General features: G+C 36.8%; 15 protein-coding genes and 1 riboswitch. Of the genes, 6 read left to right on the plus strand and 9 right to left on the minus strand.

The annotated features are described in order from the left end of the window. Positions 1-575 precede the first annotated feature (575 nt). Positions 576-1,049, minus strand: a complete 474-nt coding sequence (locus tag NV349_RS12570) for a peptide-methionine (S)-S-oxide reductase (RefSeq protein ID WP_036116946.1) — start codon at positions 1,047-1,049, stop codon at positions 576-578. 760 nt (positions 1,050-1,809) lie between these two features. On the opposite strand from NV349_RS12570, the gene NV349_RS12575 reads away from it, so the two are divergent. Both NV349_RS12575 and NV349_RS12580 read left to right on the plus strand, forming a co-directional pair. Beyond that, on the plus strand, positions 1,810-2,028 hold the full coding sequence (locus tag NV349_RS12575; protein ID WP_271910102.1) for a hypothetical protein: 219 nt from the start codon (positions 1,810-1,812) through the stop codon (positions 2,026-2,028). Between the two features lie 719 nt (positions 2,029-2,747). Continuing rightward, a complete protein-coding gene (locus NV349_RS12580) occupies positions 2,748-3,224 on the plus strand; it encodes a GNAT family N-acetyltransferase (RefSeq protein ID WP_271910103.1) in 477 nt (158 codons plus the stop codon). Positions 3,225-3,442: 218 nt separating this feature from the next. Here NV349_RS12580 and NV349_RS12585 read toward each other — a convergent pair whose 3' ends face one another. Beyond that, positions 3,443-3,790, minus strand: a complete 348-nt coding sequence (locus NV349_RS12585; RefSeq protein ID WP_271910104.1) for an ATP-binding cassette domain-containing protein — start codon at positions 3,788-3,790, stop codon at positions 3,443-3,445. A 387-nt stretch (positions 3,791-4,177) separates the two neighbouring features. On the opposite strand from NV349_RS12585, the gene NV349_RS12590 reads away from it, so the two are divergent. Then, positions 4,178-5,116, plus strand: a complete 939-nt coding sequence (locus NV349_RS12590) for a phosphotransferase enzyme family protein (protein ID WP_036116955.1) — start codon at positions 4,178-4,180, stop codon at positions 5,114-5,116. 163 nt (positions 5,117-5,279) lie between these two features. On the opposite strand, the gene NV349_RS12595 is transcribed toward NV349_RS12590, so the two are convergent. The 5 genes from NV349_RS12595 to NV349_RS12615 form a co-directional block, all read right to left on the minus strand. Continuing rightward, positions 5,280-5,630: a YhjD family protein gene (locus tag NV349_RS12595; protein WP_036116956.1), complete on the minus strand. Its 351-nt coding sequence runs from the start codon at positions 5,628-5,630 to the stop codon at positions 5,280-5,282. Beyond that, a complete protein-coding gene (locus NV349_RS12600; RefSeq protein WP_058843639.1) occupies positions 5,623-5,955 on the minus strand; it encodes a YolD-like family protein in 333 nt (110 codons plus the stop codon). Before NV349_RS12600 ends, NV349_RS12595 begins: the two co-directional genes overlap by 8 nt. A 13-nt stretch (positions 5,956-5,968) precedes the next feature. Continuing rightward, positions 5,969-7,228, minus strand: coding sequence for a Y-family DNA polymerase (locus NV349_RS12605; RefSeq protein ID WP_036129128.1), 1,260 nt, complete (start codon positions 7,226-7,228; stop codon positions 5,969-5,971). Next, positions 7,225-7,446: a transcriptional regulator gene (locus NV349_RS12610; RefSeq protein WP_036129126.1), complete on the minus strand. Its 222-nt coding sequence runs from the start codon at positions 7,444-7,446 to the stop codon at positions 7,225-7,227. Before NV349_RS12610 ends, NV349_RS12605 begins: the two co-directional genes overlap by 4 nt. 488 nt (positions 7,447-7,934) lie before the next feature. After that, complete coding sequence (locus tag NV349_RS12615; RefSeq protein ID WP_271910108.1) at positions 7,935-11,828, minus strand: S8 family serine peptidase; 3,894 nt, start codon at positions 11,826-11,828, stop codon at positions 7,935-7,937. A gap of 1,038 nt (positions 11,829-12,866) precedes the next feature. Between NV349_RS12615 and NV349_RS12620 the strand changes: the two genes are divergently transcribed. Together NV349_RS12620 and NV349_RS12625 are read left to right on the plus strand one after the other, a co-directional pair. Continuing rightward, positions 12,867-13,529 (plus strand): cupin domain-containing protein, encoded by a 663-nt coding sequence (locus NV349_RS12620; protein WP_271913582.1) that lies wholly within the window; start codon positions 12,867-12,869, stop codon positions 13,527-13,529. Between the two features lie 95 nt (positions 13,530-13,624). Then, the gene (locus NV349_RS12625; protein WP_058844181.1) at positions 13,625-14,101 is read left to right on the plus strand and encodes a DUF3231 family protein; all 477 of its coding nucleotides are present in this window, start codon (positions 13,625-13,627) and stop codon (positions 14,099-14,101) included. Positions 14,102-14,146: 45 nt separating this feature from the next. Here the strand turns inward: NV349_RS12625 and NV349_RS12630 are convergent, their stop codons facing one another. Then, positions 14,147-16,753, minus strand: a complete 2,607-nt coding sequence (locus NV349_RS12630; RefSeq protein ID WP_058844180.1) for a cation-translocating P-type ATPase — start codon at positions 16,751-16,753, stop codon at positions 14,147-14,149. A 231-nt stretch (positions 16,754-16,984) separates the two neighbouring features. Then, the gene (locus NV349_RS12635; RefSeq protein ID WP_271910109.1) at positions 16,985-18,175 is read right to left on the minus strand and encodes an MFS transporter; all 1,191 of its coding nucleotides are present in this window, start codon (positions 18,173-18,175) and stop codon (positions 16,985-16,987) included. A gap of 74 nt (positions 18,176-18,249) precedes the next feature. Beyond that, a riboswitch (purine riboswitch) is annotated at positions 18,250-18,349 on the minus strand. A 160-nt stretch (positions 18,350-18,509) separates the two neighbouring features. Here NV349_RS12635 and NV349_RS12640 point away from each other — a divergent pair. Then, the gene (locus NV349_RS12640; RefSeq protein WP_036129108.1) at positions 18,510-18,713 is read left to right on the plus strand and encodes a hypothetical protein; all 204 of its coding nucleotides are present in this window, start codon (positions 18,510-18,512) and stop codon (positions 18,711-18,713) included. The last annotated feature ends 32 nt before the right edge of the window (positions 18,714-18,745 follow it).

Genomic DNA, 18,745 nt, shown 5'->3' on the forward strand with positions numbered 1-18,745 from the left:
AGGATGGGATTATTTTAAAAATGGGCATTGGGCGTTGCTTGAAAATCTTTTCTATTCGTTATGGGTGGCAAGCTTCTTATTCCTGACATCATTTATACTTAGAAATAAAAAAAATGACACAAAAAACCAAAGCTGATGGCGTTATTTAATAGGTTACCCATTAAAAATCACTCATGATATTGGCATGAGTGATTTTTTGATAAATCTATCTAGATGGATAACTCCAAGAAGCACATTGAATAAATGATAAATCTTGAAAACGTTTTTCTAAATTTGTTTGGAGGACGATGTTCAAAAACAAGTGTATATTGTTAATATCCAAATTAAGTACTTCTAATCTGCCCCTTTAGCACAGGAAGCGAGTGTACTAAATTGAACAATTGCTACCCGTTAGTTTAAGCAAATTTTATATTTCTCTTGAAAGAATTTTCCACCAAAGCATAAAGTATGCCTGCAATACCAAAAATAATAATAGAACTAATCATGCTAAAATTATATTCTTTTATAAAACGGGCATATAACGTGCACTATTAGTTTAAAAGAAAAAAAGAGCTGCCGATGCAACTCAATGTTCTTCAATACTTATACTTATTTAATATTTCTTTTGGAATATGACAATAATCATTTGGACATCTAGCTAACCTATCTTGATGTTCTTCTGCACTTCTTACATAGTTTGTAAGAGGTAATACTTCAACAACTATAAGATCGTAATCATTTCTCTCATCAAGAAACGCCTTCGCCTCTTGTAAGTGTTCAGGCTTTTCACTATATACTCCCGTTCTGTATTTCTCGCCAATATCCTGTCCTTGTTGATTCAAACTGTATGGATCAATGATTTCAAAAAAATATCCCATTAATTCCCTGATTGTGACAATGGTCGGATCAAATTCCGTTTTTACACATTCGGCGTACCCATCATAATCGCCCTCCAGTGTATGACCTGTGCCATTAGCTCTTCCTGCTTCTGTAAACGTAACTCCAGGTAAAGTTTTTATAAAAGCTTGTACTCCCCATAAACATCCACCTGCAAAATATACTATCTCCATACTGACTCTCCTTTTTATTTAAAAAAATTCATTTCAAGTAATATAGGAAGAACAAATGTAATTACTAAGTCTATTACACATTAAAATAATGACAAATTTTATTATGTCACATTATGGTCCGATTGTTGAACACAAGTCAAGCAACGCTCTTTAACTAACTGCGTCGTTAGTAAAAAAGCGTCTCTGTGTATGGTGGGAGATTATTAGACCAGCTATGGTAGGAGGCTGGTCGCGATTAACCTTTTTTACTTACAGTAATCATCAAAAGACATCATTACTTTAAAGAAAATTTTTCGTTTTTTCTAATTTACACACAGTGGTAATGTTTATAACCGTTTACACATACATTAATGGCGGGATAGCACCTTTAACATCGCCCCCAAGATGTTTTTGTACAATGCTATCCCTTTTGTATGCAATAAAGAATAGATCAACATATCACTACATTCTTCAGTAACATGGTTGCATTCATATTGTCTTAAATAGCCTTCTTCTTATAAAGTTGAATTTTATCAGTAACTTCCTTGCTGCTTTGTTTTCTTCTGTGAATAGTTTTTATCTTTACTTAAAAGAACCCCCTCTTGCTTTTTTATGTAAATCAATATTCCCACTGAAAATCAGAAACCCAATTATAACTCCTATTCCTTTAGGATAATGGCAATTTAACAAATAACAGAGGCTACGATTTAATGAAAGTCACTTTATAGGCAAGAACCTCTAGCCACCACCTTCATATATTATAATGAAAGGAGTGGCTATTGTGCCTTGGCAACATAAAATTGCTTACTTAATCGGTCAGCCTGTCGGTGTTTCTTTGACAAATGGTCAAGGTACTTCAGGTGTCCTCTGTGGTGTTTCAGATGGGAAACTACTTGTCCTTGAATATTTGTATCAAAGTCAATTCGCCTTAAAGCAATATGATTTTCATGTGATTCAAGATGTCAACGGCTTTCCCCCTTGTCAGCAGCCGTTATACTAAAAAACATCCGTCTAGGATGTTTTTTAGCTTCTATTCCTTTATAGAAGGCTAAGGAAACAACTCCCGCAGCCTTCTCTTAGGTTTTTCTAGCTTTTTTATATGGACTTATAATTAAAAGCTAGTGTCTGAGATAGATAACTATCTTCAACAACTAGCTCAGGCATACTAATAGTAATGTAAAGTTCTTTCAACTTTACGTTATACTCCTTTATGGTACTTGAGGTCACTTTCGTCCAAGTGACCTCCTTTTACACCTACCCTTTTGTTTGTTTCATCCTTTTACCCTATCAAACGGAATCATTGGCACATCGATACGACAAATTCGTTTTTGTAGGAAGGAGGGAAACAATGGGAATTAATTTAAACTTTTGGTCATTTATTTTTTCTTTAGGTTGTACCCTACTATTTTTTCTATCAGGCACATTGAAAAACTTTTTTGACACCTACCTTCATGTTCATCCATTGACATTGACACTACTTTTGTCCATTGTCTGTTTCTATCTTAGCCTTATGGGCATGAAAGATGTAAGAAATTTAACGACCTTGCTTCGGGGAATATTGACAATGGTTATCACACTTATTTTGATTATTAGTATTTCTTTCATTTTATTTTTCGGTCACTTATTAAGTTAAAAAGTCCCAACTTGCGTTATTTTTATACAAGCCTCCTTGACGAACATTTGTTCTGTAGTTAAAATAATAAAAAAGGAGGCTTTTTTATGCAAACAACAACGAGCATTGAATTAGTACATTTCTCTGAAGACTATGTGGAGCAATTAAACAGCTTTGAACTACCTGAAGAACAACACCAGTTTACAGCCCTTCCAAAAGAAATTACGATCGAAAAGGTTGGACAATATCCTATTGTCATTTTAAGTAATCATGTGCCAGTTGGTTTTTTTGTTCTTCATGCAACGGATAGAGTAAAAGAATATTCCAGTAATCCCCAAGCAATGTTACTAACCGCTTTGTCTATCGATTATCAACAGCAAGGTAAAGGTTATGCTAAAAAGGCCATGTTTGCACTAGCTGATTTTGTCAAACAGGAATTTAAAGAATGTAACGAAGTGGTGTTAGTTGTCAATCATAAAAACACGGCTGCCCAGCATCTATATGCCAAAGTTGGCTTTGTGGACCACGGAGAAAGAAGAATAGGCCCTATTGGTGAGCAAATCGTTATGAACTTGCCGCTTTGAAGTAAACGTCACTCATTTGCATTGTTCAAATGAGTGACGTTGCTATTTTTACGGTCCTTTCCTTATAGAACTAACACTTCATCACAAATAATGTCTATAAAAGCCTAATCATGTGTAATGACAAAAACAAATTTATTTTGATTTGCCATGTGCTACACCCATTTTTGCCCCATCTAACCCGCTAGTAGGCTCATCCAGTGGTACAATTTGTGCATCAGCTACAGAATACTGCTTGCTGCTAGTGTTTCACGCTGTTTTTCTCCACCTGATAGTGATGCAGGGTGTCTGTCCTTTAGTGGGACAAGCAAAAAATTTTCCAGTGCTTCGATTGCCTTGTTTCTTAGAGTCTCTGTTACTTGCCGACCTAACATGATTTCATTCCCAACACTTGCCGCATAAAGTGGATAGTCTGGGTCCTGCATGACAAAATAGGTTAGCTTACTTCGCTTTGATGGTGATAACACTTTATCCTTTAAAAGAATTTGTCCTTTTTGCTGTCTGTATAGCCTCACTAATACCTTACAAAGCGTGGTTTTCCCTGCCCCATTTGAATGGTGTCTCTCCATTGTTCATAATTAGCCTGCTCCCATATAGTTAACATAATATCGTTATGTTGTACGAATGCATGTGTGATCGTCTGTTGTAATTTTTCAAGCTCCCATCCAGCGCATTGCTCACTACTGGCTCACCCAATGTAGAAAATAATGCCTTATGCATGATAATAGTATTGATTCCCTAAAGCGTTTTGCTAATTCCGTTACATCTGCATGGGCTATTCCACCAACTGTTTGGATGCCCATTGTATTTAAATTGACTTACATATTTTTGCAATTCAGTTAAATAACAGGGATTTTTTCATATGGTATAATCAGGGAATATACAGTGTTTTTTATCCTAATGACAAGTTTGACAATGTCTAATGGGATTAAAGATAAAAGGAGGAGTAAAAGATTATGGAACAAAGGATACTTGAATCACTTAACAAAATTTATCCAGTTAATATTATGGCAGTCGAATCAGTGACTAATGAAATGTTTCGATGTATTACAGAACATGGGGACTATTTTGCAAGAATAACAAACTATAAAACATATGATGAACAGTTAGAAGAAATTAAATATACTAATTTTTTGTATAGCGAAGGATTTGGAGTATCCCCCATAATACAATCATTAAACGGAAAATTAATTGAAAAAATGACATTAAAAAGTGAAGTTCTAACTGTTCTATATAAGGGTGCTTCAGGTGCACACTTGCATAGAAGTCAATGGAATGCAAAGGTTTTAAAAGAATTAGGTCGACAAATTGGTCGTTTACATCGCCTATCAAAAACATTTGAAAATATAGAGACCGTTAAATACATTAACGATTGGTATGAGAATGAAGAATATGCTTTTCTGAAATATATCCCTAAAGAAGAAAATATAATTAGAGAAATTGCAGATGAGGTTTTATCCTCAATAAAGGATATTCCGAAAAAACAGTCAGATTATGGTTTGATACACGGTGATTTATGGTTAGAAAACATATTGGTAGATAGTCATAATAATTTTACGATGATTGATTTTCAAGATTGCGAAAAAAACTTCTATATATTTGATTTAGCTGTTCCAATCTATAGTGCGATGGAATATTCATTTGTAGGAAACAGTAATATTGTTGACTATGGTCGTTCTATATCTAACGCAATAATTGAAGGGTATCAGGAAGAAAATTCTATATCATCAGAGATGTTAGAAAAACTCCCTCTATTTATAAAATTAAAGGAAATTTTTGAATACAGTTTAATGCATATGTATTGGGACATAGAAAAATTAACTGAAGAACAAATACGAATAATGAACCATTTCAGGATAAGAATTGAGCATAAACACTCCCTTCTGAAAATTTAGGTGAATTTTGTCTATTCAACTAACAGAGCTTTAGTTGAATAAGGCTCATTTAATTAATCAAATAAAAATCTCATACTTAACTCCATTTTGATCAATATTTTTTCAAAATGGAGTGTTTTTACGTTTGCTGATAAATGAAGGAAAAATTTTCTTTAATCAATCTTTATTTTAAAGCTACATGTATATGATGCATCAACAATTTTTCCACCTGTGATTTCAGAGCTTGATTTGCATAACGAAGTACTACATCATTACCTGCAGTGGCAACTTGTACGTCACTAAAGTATTCATCTACTAGTTGCCAGCCTACTACTCGTATACGTTTTTGTGCAAGTTCTCCTTTGAGGTGAAAATATTCCTGTCTTAGATCCTTTAGCAATGAATCCATCATTGGAAGAAATACCGTTTTCATTTTAAACTGCTCCAATCTACAGTAGTCAACCTGTAATGATTTAACTGCTAGCTCTAACAAAAGATATTTATGCAGTAACTGTCTTTCGTTGGCTTTAATCATAATAATCAGCATCCAGTTGAGCTGATTGAATACTTTGAATTGGAATACGTTTCGTTATAAGTAGTGTTTCAAGTATGAGTTCATTAGTATTAATCGATTTAATTATTCCAGTCCATTGTGTGATTTTGTAGTCCTCCCACACTTCTAATTTTATGTGCAATTGCTGATTAAAAGCTTGATCAATTGCTTTTTGTAGTTCTTCCAGTTCCCACTCAGTCAATTCTCTTGGCTGTTCTGGATGCTCTTGTTTATACTCTCTAAGAAGCTCTAAATGCTCCGGCAACATCATCGACGCCCATTTAATATGACCTCTGTCTTGTATCATTAATAAATCACTCCTATGCCAAATGACCACCAACTAAGCGATCGCGCTTAATAGCCGTCCCAGCTTTTGTGAAAGAAACTGCTCTTAATATTGAAGTAGCTCCAAACCTGTTGCGTATTGCATCCATTGTAGGACCGATTATTTGACGCTGTGGCTTACGATCATCGAATAAATCTAATTGGATACTATGCTCTCTTTCCAGGTTGGAGATTCGGACAGCTATTTGCCGAGTTGGTTCACCTGTAAAATATTTATCCAGTAATTCAATACAAGTTTTATACATCACAAGTGTTTCGCTTGTCGGTACTGCAATTGTTTTAGATCGATGGAATCCTTTGGTCATAGCGTTTCGACTATAAGAAAGACCAATACTAATTGTACGACCAACATAACCTGCATCCCGCGTTCGCTTCATTACGTCCTCACACATTTCAAGAAGTACTACAGAGATTTCTTTACGTGTATGGTAATCCCTCATCAACATTTGGCCCTTCCCAAAACTTAACGCTCCGTTTGTTATTAACGGCTCCCCTAATTTGGATAGATCTATTCCCCATGCATGGTAATAGAGTTGATTGCCCATTACACCAAAGCGCTTTTCTAATTCTTTTAAATCTGTATTAGCCAAACCACCGACTGTTTGTATCCCCATAGCATTTAGATTTGCTTCCATCTGTTTACCGATCCCCCACATTTCAGAAAGGGGTTGAACTGGCCATAATTTTTTTGGAATATCTTCATATGTCCATTTAGCGAAACCTGTTTTCTTTGCTTCAAGGTCTAAAGCTAATTTGGCTATTAACATATTTGGTCCCATACCTACTGCACTAGGTATATTAAATTGGTCAAGAATAGCTCTTTGTATTTCCTTAGCCGTTTCCTCAGGTGAACCCCAAAGCTTTTCAGTGCCAGTTAAATCAACAAAACTTTCGTCCACACTATACACATGTATCGCATCAACTGGTACATAATTAGAGATTAATTTAGTAATCGTCATCGACATTTGAATAAAGAAACTCATTTTAGGCTCAAACAATCTAATGTCAGGATGTTTTGGTATCTCATAACGTCTACTTCCAGTTTTGATTTTAAATTTCTCTTTCATCAATGGTGATGCCGCAAGCACTACGCTACCTGGTTGGTCAAAATTTGCTACTACGGCAACTGGCGTTTTTAAAACATCTAGCCCATGTAACATCGCCACGATACTGGCATAAAAGCATCTCATATCGATACACATAATTGGTCTATTGGGCATACCCTCATAATTCATATAACTTCACGTCCCTTACTAACAAAAGGAATAACAGCTAGAACATTCCTAATCAAAAAAGTACGTTTTGCATGTCTTGTAAAACAAAACGCCTGGAATGAATCACCAACAATTTTAATGACTTTTACACGCCTTTTTGTTATGGAGCCATCTTTTGCTATATACATCATATTCACTAATTGTTTATGCTGCATAGCTTTAATCAGTTGTTCTCTCATCTTAGTTTCCTCCCATTGCCTCTCGTAATTTTTTGAAATGATTGTTATTTATTATTAGCACAATGATTTTCCCTTTTACCTATATTACGTAAGAACATTTGTTTGTATACATAATAGAACGAATGTTCTTATCTTGGCAATGTTCAATTTTTGGAAAAAGACCAAGTACTCAAATTTATCCCTGTCAAGTAGAAAGTTGTAAAAAACTAAGCAGCCATTTAGCATTGATATTCTATCAGTGCCAGTGAGCCCTTTTTGGAAATGTTGTATCATCTGTGATTAGGGAATAGGTAAAAAAATCTTGATCAAGAAGTGAACTATGAATGGGAGAAATAAAGAGGAACTGATTTATATCAAATATGGCAAGAAAATTCGAAAGAATATGTCACAGTTAGTTTAGTAGGAGATAATTTTTTTAAAGGAACTTCTTTATAAATAGTAAAAAGAGAAATTGCGAGGTGCAATTTCTCTTTTTACTTGAACTGAAATTAACTATAAATCATCCACGGTGACTTCATTATTATATGATTGCCATTTCCGTTTCCGTTTCCATTTCCGTTTCCGTTTCCATTTCCATTTCCATTTCCATTTCCATTTCCGTTTCCGTTTCCGTTTCCGTTTCCATTTCCATTTCCATTTCCGTTTCCGTTTCCATTTCCGTTTCCATTTCCGTTTCCGTTTCCATTTCCGTTTCCGTTTCCGTTTCCGTTTCCGTTTCCGTTTCCATTTCCGTTTCCGTTTCCATTACCGTTTCCATTACCGTTTCCATTACCGTTTCCGTTGTCATCACCTTGCTTTACAAACACACCAAATGTTAGTGTATGCTCACCATACGTTACCGTAATCGTCGTATTACCTTGACCTTTTCCTTTTACCACCCCTGCTTTTACAGTAGCTATTTTATCATTCGCTACTTCATAGGTTGCAAGCTTTGTAACATCTTTTTCTGTTGTTTTCCCATCAAAAGTAGTTACTTCAGTAATCTTCACGGCAACTTCCTTACCTATACTAGTTTCAACCTGAGATTGGTCAATTTCTAGTGTTACTACTTCTACAACAGGTGCTTTAACTGTAACATTTACAGTAACTTTATTATCACCATATGAAATAGTAATAGTAGTCGTGCCCTCACCTACTGCAGTGACTAATCCATTTGCTACTGTTGCAATGTTTTCATCTCCAACCACATAAGTAGCTTTTGTAGTTACATCTTCCTCTGTTGCATCACCTTTTGCAGGCGTTGACGTTTCTGTTACCGTCAGTTGTGCAGTTTCTCCAGCTTTTAGGTCTAGCTCAGTTGGATTTACAGAAAGTGCTGTTACTACTTCATTTTCATATATCTTTGCTTCACCAACATTTCCGGCAGCGTCAGTAATTTTTACTGATACAGCATTAGTTTCTGCTGTTACTGGGAATGTAAAGCTACCGTCTTGATTTAATTCAAAAGGAACTGGTGCTTGTACTTCACCATTTATCGTCGAAATATAGGAAGCTTTTAATTTATCATTTAAATTATAATTTAAATCATATAAATCTAACTCTTCATTGTAGTCGATATACTTATCTGTTACCTGTCCTGTAGCGACACCATTAGCTACTGAACCTGTAATTTCTGGTTTAGTTGTTTTCACAACAATTGGCCCAACATAATCGGAAACTGCTCCTGATGCTGCAAGACCAGTGAAGTCAATTGTATACAGGCCATCTGGAATCGTTGTGGCAGGTTCTGATCCCCATGGTTTGTACTGCCCACCAACATTTAGCGTATAAGAGCCTTTTCCTAGCGCAGTACCTGCATGTAGATAACCAATGTAGCCGTCTTCGTATTCTCCACCTTCAGGATTCATAATATCCCAAAGCTCGATATAGTTAGTTGTTACGTCTCCAGTTAATGTGAATGAAAGTACAGCTGAATCTTTCACTCCATCGCCGTTAAAGGATAGGTCTGTTTCTGTAATCTTATAATCTTTAATTTCCGTTACTGCCTCGCCACCTAAGTCAGCTGCAAATGGTAATGAAATTTCTGTAGATCCTCCATTGATATAAATATACCCTAATATTTCAGAGCCATTTGGTGCCGTAGCTTGTGAAGCAGTTAATGTAATATTTAACACTTGCTCACCAACTAGATTAAATGTCGGCTGATCTACTGTAACAGTTGCATCACCAAATGTTTTTGTCACATCAATCGATACGTTATAATTGCCGCCGTTCCCTTTAATATCTTTTACTAAAACTTGTTTCGTTACAGAAATATCCTGATCTTTCAATGATTGTGGACCGAAAGTAACTGTCCCTTTCAAGTTTTCTGTAACTGCACCCGTACCATCCAAAATTGCGCTATCAAGTGCATAGGCAAGAATTTCTGGATGAGCCGCTGCATAAGCATTTACACGCCCTGCACCCTGAGAAAACACATCGTATTTTGTTGTATCTAAAACCTGTGCTGTATTAGAAAGCGCCACTTTTACATCGAACGCGTTCCAACTAGGATTTGCTTGTTTAACTAATGCAACAATACCTGCAATATGCGGTGTTGCCATAGATGTTCCTGTTTTACGACCATAAGCTTCCCCATAATCTGCATCAGGGAAATCTTTTTTATACATTGGAATCGTTGACATAATATTTGTTCCAGGTGCACTTACATCTGGTTTAATATCAAAGTTTGGTGTAGATGGTCCGCGCGAACTGGAAGAGTTTACCTCATCCCCAAGTGTCTTTGTGGAAGCGAATTTACTAAAACTTACTTTTCCAGTTCCGCCTGCTAATGCAGCGCGAATTGCATTACCATCCGTTTGAGACATGTCGAATGTTGGCAGAAATTCAAATGAATCACCAAGGAATGTGCCTGAAATGTCCGGTGCATTTGTTCCGCCAGCAAAGTTATGAATTATTGTTGCGACAGCTCCATTTGCCTTTGCATTCGCAATTTTATCAACAAATGCGATACCGCCACGGGAAATCAATGCCACTTTCCCTTCTACATCAATTCCTTCAAAGTCTTTTACTTCTCCGTTTCCAGGAACAGCAACTAGGTCAAATTCTCCTTGAAGCTGTTTTGCTACATCTTTCCCAAAAGTCGTTCCCATTAATGGAAGCTGTTTTGTTAAGTTGTAATTGCCAACTGTAACATTCACTTCCCCGTTATACATTGTTTCAGGATTTGTTGTGTTACCAACAGCAATGCCTAAACGAGCTGTTGCAGGAGTACCCATTGTTCCGCGATTTGGACCAGAGTTTCCTGTTGCAACTACTCCGATTGTTCCAGCCATCATTGCATTATTAATAGCAAAAGAACCAGCATCCGTTTCAGAATTGGCTCCCCCGCCAAGTGAAAGGTTGATAACGTCCATTTTTTCTTTTACAGCAGTTTCAATTGCTTTAACAATACCAGATGTAGCTCCACTTCCGTATGCTCCAAGAACACGGTAAGCATAAAGGTCTACTTTTGGCGCAATTCCTTTAATACCAAATTCGTTAGCGCCGATTGCTGCAATTGTTCCAGCAACATGTGTACCATGAGAAGTATAGAACGAGCTTCCTTTTTCATTAAATTCAGGTGTCCCGACTGGACGCTCTGAAGGTAATGTTTCCGATGCATCGTTATCTGCTCGAGGCTTCGTGTAAGTAGAAGAATTTGGAATAAAGTTTTTTCCGCCTTTATAAATTCCAGCAAACTCCGGGTGATCTGCATCAATACCAGTATCTAATACTGCTACTTTTATTCCTTGTCCTTCAATTCCTTCCTTCCAAAGCTGTTCGATACCAAGGAAAGAATTACTTGTATTCATTTGAGCTTCTACTGAATCTTTCTTCATAAGTTCCGATGATTTCATCGTATTATCTTCTGATGCGTAAACAATTGCATCAGGTTCAATTAATGTAATTCCATCAACTGTAAGCAGTTTTGGGAGATCCTTTGCCTTCACAGTTGCTGCAAAACCGTTTAAAACAGTATCAAATGTGTAACCTTGAGTCATCTCCACATTTTTAATAGCTAACTCTTTTTTAACTTCTGCTTGTTGTACTTTTACATTGGAACGAACTTCTTTTGCTTGGGCATTAGAGAATTTTCGGCCTTTGACTTCACTTATTCCTTGCTCTAATGCAACAGGCTTTTCGGATAAATGAACGATGACTGCAACCTTTTGATTGCCTGATACATTTTCTAAGCTTTCATGGAGGGTTGGACCATCTTTAGACAAGCTTAGCTGTTCAGCAATAGCCGCCTTTAGTTGAATTATACTTTCACTTTGACTATCTTGCTTGAATGGTTTCGATTCTTCAGCACTAGCACTCGACAATGGAACTAATAGAGAAAGCACCATAACGAAAACTAGAATACTACTTAAAAACTTCATAAACTTAAAATTTTTCAAATCTCATTTCCTCCTCTTCCTTTAATTGTCACACTTTTCAGTTTAGTGTGATATTTCCAATTTATCACAATGGAACTAATTCGAGAATCGGAATATTTAAATATTCTGAAATATTGATAATTTGTATCAATTTATGAAAAATAGATTAAATCTATTTTCCTAGTAATTGTATAAAAAACAGAACTTTCAAACCATAAATAACTCACAGTAATTCATAATATTTCCAATTAACCCCATCAAGGCATCAGTGGCAGATACAGTCAGTGATGTAGTTGCTTATAGAAAATTAGGAGGGCTGTAAAAGGAGGGATTGGAAGGGTCGGTTTATATGTAATCTAGGAAATTAAAATAGCCAGCGACTGTTTTAAAAAGGCCGCCTGCTAATAGATTGTGGATCAAGTGCATCAGTTTTACAGTAATAAGAACGGTATTTTGTTTATCTAGATTCCTTCTATGCCCTATAAGAGCAGTGTAAATTTCATGATTGGATAGGTGAATCATAGAAGAGGTGTATAGGTAAAAAAAGAGCAGTTATAATATCCATAGAATACTATAACTACTCCATATAAAAACATTCCACATCAATATAAAAAATATCTTTTATGACCTTAGACTCTCGCTGTAAAATGGGCAGCATGGCTAAAATATTGTTTATAGGAAACGTACACCCCTCTTGCCTTGTAAAGTAAAAGATTCACCTGTTATGTTGATGATTTTTACACACCTTTTTGTAATGGCACCTGATTTCTCTATCTACATCATATGGACGATTTGGTGACGCTACCGATTCTTTCCTGTTGAACGCCCCTTTACAGCTCTGCATATGCCTTTTACACATTTACAATACTTTATATAAAAAGAACAAATATCTACTTTTCTTTACACGTACATACATTCTTAATTAGAGGTGGTAATTTTAGCTAATTTTTAAAAAGATACGTTCCGTAGCTGCTCTCTAGGCATCTGTGTAAGCCTATATGCTGTTGAAACATAATCTATGATGATGAATATCCCACTTTCATGAGAAAGGATGTAAGTATTAGCTCAAATATCGACTATACCTCTCCCTCTACAGAATTCACTTTTGATGTTAATAAAAGTACGCTTTTTAAAAAGGATTCACAAAATTACATTAATATTCTTAGTGTGGAACAATTAAATACAGTAGAAAATACATCTTTACTCGATATTTTTTTGAGTAAAGAAAATATCGTTGAGCCACACTACCATCAAAATGCCGCTGAGCTCGTCTATTGTATCGCTGGGGCAGCGACGGTTTCCATCTTGAATCCCTTTACAAAGAAAATACAAAACTATCCCATTAGACCTGGGCAAGTTGCCAATATACCGCAGGGCTGGTGGCATTATGAAATAGCAACAGAAGATAATACTCATTTACTTGCGATTTTTGATGCACCAACGCCAGAGGTCATTTTAGGTTCCGATATCTTGAAATTTACACCAGCAAATATTATGGCGCATACGTATTGTTTAGATGAAGAACAATGGAAGAAAACAATTGCACCGATTGTTCCATCCACTTATATCGGACCACCAAAAGGCTGTCATCGTGTCCAGTCAGCAACCGATCAAACTCCGTCAAAACAAACAATGCCGCAGCACTACATGAAGCCATGTCCATACCCTTATCCATATCGCTACCCTAATCCTCACATGTCTCCTTATGGCACCTATTATTAAAGGCTCGTTAGTAAACTTTTATTGTAAAAGATGAATAGAATGTCATTTCCTGTCCATCCTAATCTTAGATAAACTAAGAGTTAGGAAGTGCCATAATGATAAAGGACAATCTAGCATCGTTACAATTTAAGGAAATTTTCAAGCTTTGGTCACAGCTTGGTGTCAATCAAAGCTATATTGCTTCAAGCCATGCCTTTTTTAAGCATACACGTGATAAACATTTAAAAATCATGATCTTGGAGTTTATTCAATGTTTAAAAGAGGAAAATAAGCAGTTGACATTATTATTAAAGGAAAATGGCATGTTGGCACCCACTACAGCAATCGAGTACAGTAAGATGAAACTAACGGATCTTCGTGGAAAATCGGCTATTAATGATGGCGAAATTAGTGCTATTTTATCCATGAATATTGCCTCATCTTTAATTGCTGTAAGCCAAGCACTGGATTTGTCAGTAAAAAAGCTCCACTTAACTAAATATGGTGAACTTCATATGCGTTATGCACTATTAGGGGCAAAATTGATTGACCTCAGTAAGCGTAAAGGTTGGATAGTAGCACCTCAAAGCTAAAAAGAAGCATCCGTTTTATCTAACGGAAGCTTCTTTTTTGACCTACTATCGATTTCTCACGAACAGTAGCTTATACCATTGGTTCACTAGGAATGGTAATACCGATAAGCTATAAATAAAGCCTAGCTGAGCTGTCGTTAATGGAGCTACCTCAAAAACTGTTGTGAGCATTGGCATAAACAAGACAATGTGTAAGCTAAATACACCGATGATAAAGGCAAGCCAAGTATATTTATTCGAAAATACGCCAATAGCAAAGATTGATTGTTTGGATCTGGAGTTAAAGCCATGCACTAATCTTGATAGGCATAATGTGGTAAAGGCCATTGTGCTGGCTGTTAACGTATCACCTGTCGATAAACCGATTTGAAACGCAATAATGGTGGAAATGGCGATTAATATACCTTCAAGCACTACTTGTGTTGTAAAGGCTTTATTTAATAAAGGAGTATGGATATTTCTAGGCTTGTCCTTCATTGTTTTCTTATTATTTGGCTCTAAACCGATTGCGATTGCTGGTAGACTATCTGTCAATAGGTTAATGAATAATAGATGCACAGGTGCAAAAGGAACAGGTAAGCCTAAAACAGTGGCATATAACACGACAAAAATAGCACCCGCATTTCCTGATAATAAAAACAGAATCGCATTTTTAATATTCGTATAGATGCTACGACCATTGGCAATTGCCTTGACAATCGTCGAAAAATTATCATCAGTTAAAATCATGGACGAGGCATCTTTCGCAACCTCTGTGCCTGTCACGCCCATTGCTACACCAATATCGGCTTGTTTCAGGGCTGGCCCATCATTGACACCATCCCCTGTCATGGCGACAACATGCCCTTTATCCTGCCAGGCTTTGACAATTCGAATTTTTTGTGCTGGTGTAACACGAGCATACACAGAATAATCATGTATTTTTTCTTGTAGCTCTTGATCGGTTAAACCTTCGAGTGCATGTCCTTCTATAGCTTCTGCTGGATTTTGTAAAATACCAATTTGTTGAGCGATAGCTGTTGCTGTAATTTTATGGTCCCCTGTAATCATGACGGGCTTAATACCTGCTTTTATACAGCTTTCCACAGCCTCTTTCGACTCTTTTCTTGGAGGGTCCATCATCGCTACTAAGCCAACAAAGATTAAATCTCGTTCAGCTCTTGTATCGACTTTTTGTAGAGGCAATACCTCCTTATAAGCAATAGCTAACACCCTTAAACCATTCATAGAAAAATCACGATTCACTGCTTCAATTTTCTGGCGATGCTGCGCAGTCATCTCAAAAATACCAGTTGTTGTTTTGATTCGTGTCACTTTTGGTAAAAGTACATCTAAAGCCCCTTTAGTAATCATGATAGGTTGCTTGTCCATCTGATTAACAGTACTCATGAGCTTTCTCGCTGAATCAAATGGAATTTCAGCCAGTCGAGGATATTGCTCGCGAACTGTCAATTCATCTAAACCATATTGTTTCCCTAATTTCACGAGGGCAATTTCTGTAGGGTCACCAATTTCTTTTTGCTCACGCTCGACAGCGTCACTACATAGAAGCGCTTTTACCATCAGCTCTTTTTCCACTGGGTTCGTTGGATTCAGCCAATCGTGTGGAATCTTTTTCTGGTCGACGAAAACTTCCTGTACGACCATTTTATTTTCGGTTAAGGTACCCGTTTTATCAGAGCAAATAACCGATACACTTCCTAAGCTTTCAACAGCATAAAGCTTGCGGATGATCGCATTTTCCTTCGCCATTTTCTGGGTGCCAAAAGCTAATACAATGGTCACAATGGAGCTCAATGCCTCTGGGATCGCTGCAACAGCAAGGGATACAGCAAACATAAAGGATTCCACTAAGGCCCTTCCTCGAATAAGGTCAATCGTAAAAATAGCTAAACAAATTAGGGTAATGCCTAGTGCTAATTTTTCACCGAATTGATCAAGACTAATTTGTAATGGTGTTTTCTTCTCCTTGGCCGTATCGAGTAAATTCGCAATTTTTCCGATTTCGGTCTGCATCCCGATCGCAGTAACCATCACGATGCCACGTCCATTAGTCACAAAGCTTCCTGAATACACCATATTTTTCTTATCCGCAATCGTTACATTATTTTTCCGAATAGGGTCCGTACTTTTTGCTACAGCAATCGATTCGCCTGTGAGCGAGCTTTCATTGATGTGTAAATTATGGCTTTCCAGTAGCCTGCCATCCGCATTGATGTAGTCGCCTGCCTCCAACATCAGAAGATCGCCTACCACAATTTCTTCAGAAGAAATCTCCACTAGTTGATGATTACGCATGACTTTGGCAATCGGAGAGGTCAATGCTTTCAGATTATCTAGTGACTGCTCTGCCTTCACATGCTGCACCGTGCCTAAAATAGCATTTAAAATGACCACGATCATAATCACAATGGTGCTTCCCACTTCTCCTAGTAGAAAGGAAACGAAGGCCGCAACGAGTAAAATAATGACCAATAAATCTTTAAATTGACCCATGAAAACAGCCCATGTACTTGTTCTTTTCCCTTCCTCTAATACATTATAGCCATAGATTTGTTGTCTTTTTTTGACGTCATCATCGGTCAAGCCTTGTGTGGTGACGTTCAATATTTTCATGACTTCAGCAGATGATTGTTGATGATATTCAGTCATTGGGTTCTCCTTCCATTTACAAGATTTGAAGGTTTCCTTTAAAAAGTAGTATTTACACTTAAATCTCAAACTCCTCAAGTCTGTAAATTCATTAACTACAACAATCTATTCCATAGAGAATTGGAGTATGCTAAGAAACCATAGAGAATTTAATTTTTGAAACGATTCGAAAATAGATTCAAAAAAAGGTATTGGGACGGCTTTCCCAATACCTTACAGGCAGTTGTTCTATTACGAGTTATGATGTGCTGATGAATAATCTACGTGCTGCTCCTGACCAAGAGGTGCTCTTTTAATAGAGAAGATGGCACAAGCTAATGCACCGAGAACTAGAATCGTACCAAAGCTTGCTAAGTGCATAACGGACCCTGTCCAAGCAAACATAGCGCCTCCTACTGCTGATCCGATGGAGATCCCGATTTGCAGGGCAGCTGTATTTAAGCTTTGCTGAATATCAGATGATTGAGGATCTGCCTGAATTAAATAATTTTGTAATGGTGGTGTCAAAGCCCAGCTCAACGCCCCCCATAAAACCGTAAATACTAAAAACAGTGGCAGGGCAATAACTGTATAAGGAATAGTAAATAACACAATGGCAAAGGCAGAGACGATTAAAATAATAGCCTTGCTTGTGCCAATTTTATCACTCACCCAGCCTCCTATAGCGTTCCCGCTAACAGAGGCAATACCGAAAATTAAGTAGCAAATACTAATCCATGAGGCACTCAGATCAAATGCTTCTACTAAGAATGGTGTTAAATAAGCGTAGAGCATGTAATGACCCGCTAACATAAACAGCGTAGTTAACTGTGCTGTTAGGATTTTCAAATTCGCCAATGATTTGATTTGTGCCTTCAGTGGCACTACTTCTCCGATTGGCATTTTTTCAAGCAATAAGGCAATTAAAACCATTGAAATCGTTGACAGGATACTAATACCTAAAAATACAGCACGCCAGCCAAACGCTTCTGTAATAAAAATACCCATTGGCACACCGATTACAAGCGCGGAACTTACGCCCATAAAAACAAGCCCTAATGCTTTGGCACGGTGGCGGGGCTCTACGATTTTAGTAGTAATCGTTAATGATAATACGATGACTAACGCTGTACTCATCGCTGTGAAAATACGAGCAATTAGCACAATGATGAACGTTGTACTAAAGAAGGTCATTAGATTCCCTAACGTGAAAATAAATAAAGAAATAAGGAATAAGCGCTTCCGTTCCACCTTGGCTGTCAAGGATAGTAGGACTGGCGCAGAAATCGCATAAACCAGTGCAAAAATTGTGATTAATTGTCCTGCTGTTGCTAATGATACATGTAAATCCTCTGCAATATTTGGCAGGATTCCACCAACAATTAATTCAACTAACCCTACTGCGAAGGTTGTCACTGCAAGAATATAAACTCTCCAATTCATCGTAATCTCCCTTTCATTACACTTCCATTTTTATAGGAGATTCTTTTAAAACATAATAAAAAAATCCTGACTACAAAAATGAAGCAAAGTTTTGTAGTCAGGATTTTATGGTTCCTGGTAGAGACCCTCAATCCATATTATTGAGGTTATACAGATCAAATATTTACTTTAGCTATAGTAGCACATCAAAATTTCATTGACAATAGATTTTTTTCATAGAATGAACGCCATCATAAAACCGTGGAATCGAGAGAAAATTTTGAATTTCTGCTTATATTTCGACGAATTTGACCATACATATTAACATACAATAACTATTTTAAGAGGTGATTGTTTGCGCATAGTAGGATTTGTTTGCTATTTTTTAATACTATTTTATGGCGTAGAATTAGTAGTAGAAGAGTTCACGATTGAAGAACCAGCAATCCATTCTCCAGCAAAAAGTAGGCCGTCGCCCATTAAAGAAACCGTTGAAAACTCAAGAATTTGTGTCTATTATCCCACGTATAAAAGCTGTACAGATTTACCCCAAAATTAAAAAGAGGCTACTCAAGGGAGTGACCTCTTTTT

Source organism: Lysinibacillus sp. OF-1, assembly GCF_028356935.1.
Taxonomy (GTDB): Bacteria; Bacillota; Bacilli; order Bacillales_A; family Planococcaceae; genus Lysinibacillus; species Lysinibacillus fusiformis_D.